This window comes from Candidatus Chloroploca sp. Khr17, from assembly GCF_004138165.1.
Lineage (GTDB): Bacteria > Chloroflexota > Chloroflexia > Chloroflexales > Chloroflexaceae > Chloroploca.
The window spans coordinates 1-2,253 of the sequence record NZ_RYFF01000137.1 but is presented as its reverse complement, the minus strand read 5'-3'; the positions used below and the strand labels follow the sequence as shown (position 1 = coordinate 2,253).

Here is a 2,253-nt window from a genome sequence, read left to right as displayed (position 1 = left end):
GCTGCGCCGGGTCGATGGTGATCACCGTGAGCCAGCGCGTGTGGCGGCCCCACGAGGCTGTTTTGACGCCAAGACGCTTGATAGACGCAAAGGCGCAAGGGCGCAAAGATTCTTTTTATCCCTTTGCGCCTTCGCGCCTTGGCGTCAAAAACAGTCGTTCCCCCACCACCCACACCAAAAACGCCGTGTCGCCCGGGGCTTGCTGGTAGCACGGAGTTACAGCAGGTCTTTCTCCAGCAGCAGTTGTTCCACCCGCGCTAAAAAAGTGAAAATTGGTCTGGGGGCAAGTCCCTCTGATAATGGCTCATGTTTCTCTATATCACCATACGGATGCATGTGCCATCCATGCCGATCTCTGTCAATGCCATACACGCGACGTCTGCCTTCAATCAATGCCATGTAAAGCACGTTTGACTGTTGACCATAAAATATCTGGATGAACAGAGAAGCGCGAATGTGTAAGCGTAAGGAGAGCGTCAGATCAGTGCGTTCAACCTCTTCAAGCGAACGGAGGAACCATATGGTCTGAAGGGCTTCCTGGGCTTCGAAAGCAAGCGCATGAAGCTCACTCACGGGTCGTCTCCCGCAAGGCGCGTAGTTTGCGTTCCACGGTTGCCATACCGCCCATTGCGGTTTCCCAATCCATGGCATCCTGCTCAACTTCCCAGGAATACTCCTTCTGACGGGGCATGGACTGCTCCAGGAAGTCGTTGAAGGTCATGCCATACTTGTGGGTGAGGGTCAGATCAACCCGTCGATACTGCCCCAATTGCCGCATATACTCCGCTTCAATCAGGTGACGCACCTTGGCATCGAGATCCTGTTCGCCTGGCACGGTGTCACGGAGTAATTCTTGCGTTTGCTGCTTCAGTTCAAGGGAAGGGTTCATCGTGTGCTCCTCTCTCCTTCTCGCATAACTCCACACAATCAGTTCCCTCAGACCATGAGTGTACCGCACCACGAGCAGAAAATCCACCAGTCGCGCAAGGCCGACGCCACGGCGTTTCGGAGGTTTTAACGCAGAGACGCAGAGACGCGGAGGCGCAGCGTTTCCTCTTGTATCTCTGCGCCTTTGCGCCTCTGCGTTAAAATGTTCGCCCCACCACCGCGACGACGCGTGCGAGGTCTTCGAGGCATTGGCTTCCAGACGGGCCGCGCTTCGATGTGCTCGGCTTCCAGCGCCACGCGGATGGCCTCGCGATCGATGCCGCTCTGCGTCGCGTCAATGGTGATCACCGTGAGCCAGCGCGTGTGGCGGCCCCACGAGGCTCGCTTACTCCTCTTCCTCCAGAATAAAGAGGATATGTTGGTGAAGTACGGGTATCTTATTGATTATAACATCGTACACGATGTCATAATCAATTCCAAAATAAGCATGAATCAGACGATCACGCATTGCCGCAATAGCTCGCCATTCCACCTCGGGATAACGTTGACGGATGGTATCTGGAATATGCTTGATAGCTTCACCAATAATTTCGATACTCCGTACCGCGGCACGCTTCAACAGTTCATCCTGACTCAAGGCCTCGCGGGTTAGGATAGGATGATAGGACAGGAGAAAGCTCGTTTCATCCCGGATATGCTGAAGATAATCACGTACGACGCGTGACATATTCGACCTCTTGGAGAATACGCGGCCCGAGATAGGGACTTAATGAGTCGGTCGTAATCAGGTCAACCGGTCGTCCAAAAAGGTCTTCGAGATACCAGGCGAGTTGGATGAAATTATCAAATGTTTTCTGGGTTGGGTCAAACTCCACCAGCACATCAATATCGCTCTCGGCATGTGCTTCATTCCGGACAAACGAGCCAAAGAGTCCGGAGCGGGTCACACCATAGCCCCGAAGAGAGGCTTCGTGCGCAGCGAGCAGGGTCAGGATTTCCTGTTTTGAGGTCACGGGCATCTTTTTTGCCTCCGCATGCGTAGACGGTCTCCCAGGGTTTCTGGTGAATCAGTATAGCATAGAGGCCATTGCCATGGGGTTGTTTTTTGGCACACGACAAACGCCGTGGCACCCAGGCGAGGCCTTGGGACCACGGCGTTCCGGAGGTTTTAACGCAGAGACGCGGAGGCGCGGAGGCGCAGCGTTTCCTCTTGTATCTCTGCGCCTTTGCGCCTCTGCGTTAAAATGTTCGCCGCACTACCGCGACGACGCGTGCGAGGTCTTCGAGGCATTGGTTTCCAGACGGGCCGCGCTTCGATGTTTTCAGCTTCCAGCGCGACGCGGATGGCCTCGCGATCAGTGCCGC

4 protein-coding genes are annotated in these 2,253 nt (G+C 54.9%); all 4 read right to left on the bottom strand.

The genetic code is table 11. The features are described from left to right. Positions 1-216: 216 nt before the first annotated feature. Complete coding sequence (locus tag EKD05_RS25365) at positions 217-573, bottom strand: hypothetical protein (RefSeq protein ID WP_129678421.1); 357 nt, start codon at positions 571-573, stop codon at positions 217-219. Continuing rightward, positions 566-889 (bottom strand): hypothetical protein, encoded by a 324-nt coding sequence (locus tag EKD05_RS25360; protein ID WP_129678419.1) that lies wholly within the window; start codon positions 887-889, stop codon positions 566-568. The genes EKD05_RS25365 and EKD05_RS25360 overlap by 8 nt, the downstream gene beginning before the upstream one ends. Before the next feature lie 384 nt (positions 890-1,273). Next, entirely contained in the window at positions 1,274-1,615 is a 342-nt protein-coding gene (locus tag EKD05_RS25350) for a DUF86 domain-containing protein (protein ID WP_129678417.1), read from the bottom strand. Then, positions 1,596-1,907 carry a nucleotidyltransferase family protein gene (locus EKD05_RS25345; protein ID WP_129678415.1) on the bottom strand — a complete coding sequence of 104 codons (312 nt, stop codon included), beginning with the start codon at positions 1,905-1,907 and terminating at the stop codon, positions 1,596-1,598. Before EKD05_RS25345 ends, EKD05_RS25350 begins: the two co-directional genes overlap by 20 nt. Positions 1,908-2,253: the final 346 nt, after the last annotated feature.

Bases quoted from the DNA above. Each gene is read 5' to 3' on its own strand.
- EKD05_RS25345 (WP_129678415.1), bottom strand. From the start codon at position 1,907: ATGCCCGTGACCTCAAAACAGGAAATCCTGACCCTGCTCGCTGCGCAC.
- EKD05_RS25350 (WP_129678417.1), bottom strand. From the start codon at position 1,615: ATGTCACGCGTCGTACGTGATTATCTTCAGCATATCCGGGATGAAACG.
- EKD05_RS25360 (WP_129678419.1), bottom strand. From the start codon at position 889: ATGAACCCTTCCCTTGAACTGAAGCAGCAAACGCAAGAATTACTCCGT.